General features: G+C 73.0%; 4 protein-coding genes. All 4 read right to left on the minus strand.

Annotated elements, in window-relative coordinates:
• Window positions 1-1274 (minus strand): acyl-CoA carboxylase subunit beta (locus VH969_RS08165; protein WP_331972876.1); only part of this gene is annotated, 1274 nt, incomplete at its 3' end.
• A 109-nt stretch (window positions 1275-1383) separates the two neighbouring features.
• Window positions 1384-2631, minus strand: a complete 1248-nt coding sequence (gene fabF, locus VH969_RS08170) for a beta-ketoacyl-ACP synthase II (RefSeq protein WP_331972878.1) — start codon at window positions 2629-2631, stop codon at window positions 1384-1386.
• Window positions 2628-2879 (minus strand): acyl carrier protein, encoded by a 252-nt coding sequence (locus VH969_RS08175; protein ID WP_331972880.1) that lies wholly within the window; start codon window positions 2877-2879, stop codon window positions 2628-2630. Before VH969_RS08175 ends, fabF begins: the two co-directional genes overlap by 4 nt.
• An 86-nt stretch (window positions 2880-2965) precedes the next feature.
• On the minus strand, window positions 2966-3694 hold a 729-nt coding region (locus tag VH969_RS08180), incomplete at its 5' end, for a beta-ketoacyl-ACP synthase 3 (RefSeq protein ID WP_331972882.1).

Here is a 3694-nt window from a genome sequence, read left to right on the forward strand (position 1 = left end):
AGCTTCGCCTCGGCCTCGTGCAGCTGCTCGGGCGGCACTGTGGCGAGGGTGCGCCGGTGCAGGATGCGGACTGCGGCGACCGCGCCCATCACGGCGATCTCGGCACCGGGCCAGGCGAAGACGCGGGTCGCGCCGAGCGCGCGGGAGTTCATCGCGATGTAGGCGCCGCCGTAGGCCTTGCGGGTCACCAGCGTCACCCGCGGGACCGTGGCCTCGGCGAAAGCGTGCAGCAGCTTGGCGCCGCGCCGGACCACGCCGTCCCATTCCTGGCCGACGCCGGGCAGGTATCCGGGCACGTCCACCAGGACCACGAGCGGTACGCCGAACGCGTCGCACATCCGCACGAAACGCGCCGCCTTCTCGGCCGAGGCGGCGTCCAGGCAGCCGCCGAGCCGCATCGGGTTGCTGGCCACGACGCCGACCGTCCGGCCTGCCAGGCGGCCGAGGATCGTCACGACGTTCGGCGCCCAGCGGGGGTGGAGTTCGACGCCCGGCGTGTCGAGCAGCTTGCCGGTCAGCAGGTGCACGTCATACGCGCGGCGTGCCGAGTCGGGCAGCAGGCCGGACAGGTCACGCTCCTCCGCGTCCTCGGCGATCTTGCCCTGGTCGCTGAGCATGGCCGCCAGCTCGCGCGCCCGGTCTAGTGCCTCCGCGTCGGTCGACGTCACCACGTGCACCACGCCGGACCGGCGGCTGTGCGGCTCGGGACCGCCGAGCCGTTCCATGTCCACGTCCTCGCCGGTCACCGAGCGCACCACGTCGGGGCCCGTGACGAAGATGCGCCCCTGCCCGGACAGGATCACGAGGTCGGTCAGTGCCGGGCCGTAGGCGGCGCCGCCCGCCGCCGGGCCGAGCACCACCGAGATCTGCGGCACCCGCCCGGACGCCTGGGTCATCGCGGCGAACACGGTTCCCACGGCGTGCAGGCTTGCCACGCCCTCGGCCAGCCGGGCCCCGCCGGAATGCCAGAGACCCACGATCGGGACGCCGCGCGCGAGGGCCTCGGAGTAGGCCGCGACGATCGCGGCGCAGCCCGCGGTGCCCATCGCTCCGCCCTGGACCCGTGCGTCGGAGGCGAAGGCCACCACGCTCACGCCGTGCACCAGGCCGGTGCCCGCGACGGTGCCGCTGCGCTCTTCGGTCTCGACCGGCAGGACCTCCAGCGTGCCCGGGTCGAACAGGGCTGCCAGCCGCTCCTGCGGGTCGCGCGGCAGCATCGCCGTCGCCTGCGGCGGAACGGCCGCGGCCGCCGGGCTCTGATCCAGTGCGGTCATCTCGGTCTCCTCTACCGGTCAGCCGGAACGAAGGATGCAGCGAACCGGGCCTGGCGCCCGGGGAACACGACACGCCTGGCCAACTCGGCACACGGCCGGGCCTGCATGGTCAGGTGGCGGTGAAGATCAGCGACACGTTGTGGCCGCCGAACCCGAATGCGTTGTTCAGCACCGCCATCGGCTCGGAGCCGCGCTGGCTGAGCGGCCGCGGCTCGGTGGCGACCTCGACCGGCACGTCCTCGTCGAGGTCGTCGAGGTTGATGGTGGGCGGAGCCACCTGCTCGCGGAGCGCGAGGATGGCGGCCACCGACTCGATGGCGCCCGCGCCGCCGAGCAGGTGCCCGGTCATCGACTTGGTGGACGTGACGATCACGCCGTCGATGGCGGGCCCGAGCGCCTTCGCCAGCGCCTGCGCCTCGACCACGTCTCCTTCCGGGGTGGACGTGGCGTGCGCGTTCACGTGCACCACCCGGCCGGGGTCGACCTGGGCGTCGGCCAGCCCGCGGGTGATCGCCGCGATCACGCCGGCCCCGTCGGGCGCCGGGTGCGCGATGTGGTAGGCGTCCGAGGAGTAGCCGGCCCCGGCCGCCACGGCGTGGATGGTGGCGTTCCGCTCCCGCGCGTGCGAGAGCGATTCGAGGACCAGGATGCCGGCTCCCTCGCCGAGCACGAACCCGTCCCTGGCCTTGTCCCATGGCCGGGACGCCCGCTCCGGCTCGTCGTTACGGGTAGACATGGCCCGCATCACCGCGAACGCGGCGATATTCAGCGCCATGATCGCCGCCTCGGTGCCGCCGGCCAGCACCACGTCGGCCCGCCCGGAGCGGATCATGTCGATGCCGTAGCCGATCGCTTCGGCGCCGGACGCGCACGCGCTGACCAGCGAGTGCGCACCCGCTCTGGCTCCGAGCTCCATGCTGATCCAGCCGGCCGAACCGTTCGGCATCAGCATCGGCACCGTGAACGGCGAGATGCGCTGCCAGCCCTTCTCCTTGAGCGTGTCGTACGCGGCCAGCGTCGAGCCGATGCCGCCGATCCCGCTGGTGACGGTCACGCCCAGCCGCTCGGGGTCCACCTCGGGCGACCCCGAGTCGGCCCACGCCTCGCGCGCGGCCACCAGCGCCAGCTGCTCGCAGCGGTCCATCCGGCGGGCCTGCACGCGGCCCACGACCTCAACCGGGTCGGCGGCCGCCTGGGCGGCGAACCGCACCGGCAGCTCCTCCGCCCACGGCTCGGTGATGGAGCGCACGCCGCTGCGGCCCGCCAGCATCGCCGACCAGGTCGACGCGACGTCCCCGCCGAGCGGGGTGGTCGCGCCGAGCCCGGTTACGACGACGGTCTCGCGCCCTTCGGTCACGCCGAGCCTCCGGCATTCTTGCTGACGTAGTTCACCACGTCCTGCACGGTGGTGAGGTCCTTCAGCTGGTCGTCGGGGATCTCGACGCCGAACTTGTCCTGCGCGGCCACGGCGATCTCCACCATGGACAGCGAGTCGATGTCCAGGTCGTCGACGAAGCTCTTGGTCGGGGTGACCTCAGCCGCGGGCACGCCGGCGATCTCCTCGACGATTTCACCAAGCCCGGCGAGAATCTCCTGCTCGTTCATGCCTTGTGCTCCTTGTCTCATGTGTTCGTTCTGGTCTGCGGCCCCAAGGCGGGGACGGCGGGCCCAGCCGGCTGCGCTGGGCGCCGCTAGGGTACCGTGATCACCTGTGCCGCGTAGCACATCCCCGCGCCGAACCCGAGCAGCAGGGCCGGCGACCCCGACTTGAGCTCGCCGCGCTCGGTCATCCGCGACAGGGCCAGCGGGATCGAGGCCGAGGACGTGTTGCCCGCGTGCACGATGTCGTCCGCGACGCGCTCGCGGGGCACGCCCAGCCGGCGCGCGATGGCCTCGACGATCCGCAGGTTTGCCTGGTGCGGGACGAACGCGGCCAGGTCGCTCACCGCGACATCGGCCCGCTCGCAGGCCTGCGTGGCGACCGGGTGCATGGCCGTGGTGGCCCAGCGGAACACCGCCTGGCCCTCCTGGTGCAGGAACGAGTTGCGGTCGGCGATGGTGATCTTCTCCGCCAGGTCCCCGGCGCTGCCCCAGGCGACCGGGCCGATGCCGGGTGCCTCGCCGTCCGCGACCGGCCCGACGACCGCGGCGCCGGCCCCGTCGGCGAAGATGATGCAGGTGGAGCGGTCCGTCGGGTCGATCCAGCTGGTCATCTTCTCCGACCCGATGACCAGCACGTGCCGGGCAGTGCCCACCCGGATCGCGTCCGACGCGTTCGCCAGCGCGTAGCAGAAGCCCGCGCAGGCGGCGTTGAGGTCGTAGGCGCCCGGCGCGACGATGCCGAGCCGGTGCGCGACCACCGCGGAGATGTTCGGTATCGACGCCTCGGCGCTGCAGGTGGCCACGATGACCAGGTCGAT

Source organism: Actinophytocola sp., assembly GCF_036555685.1.
GTDB lineage: Bacteria > Actinomycetota > Actinomycetes > Mycobacteriales > Pseudonocardiaceae > Actinophytocola.

Coding starts and splice junctions, on each gene's coding strand:
- VH969_RS08175 (WP_331972880.1), bottom strand. CDS start 2,879: ATGAACGAGCAGGAGATTCTCGCCGGGCTTGGTGAAATCGTCGAGGAG.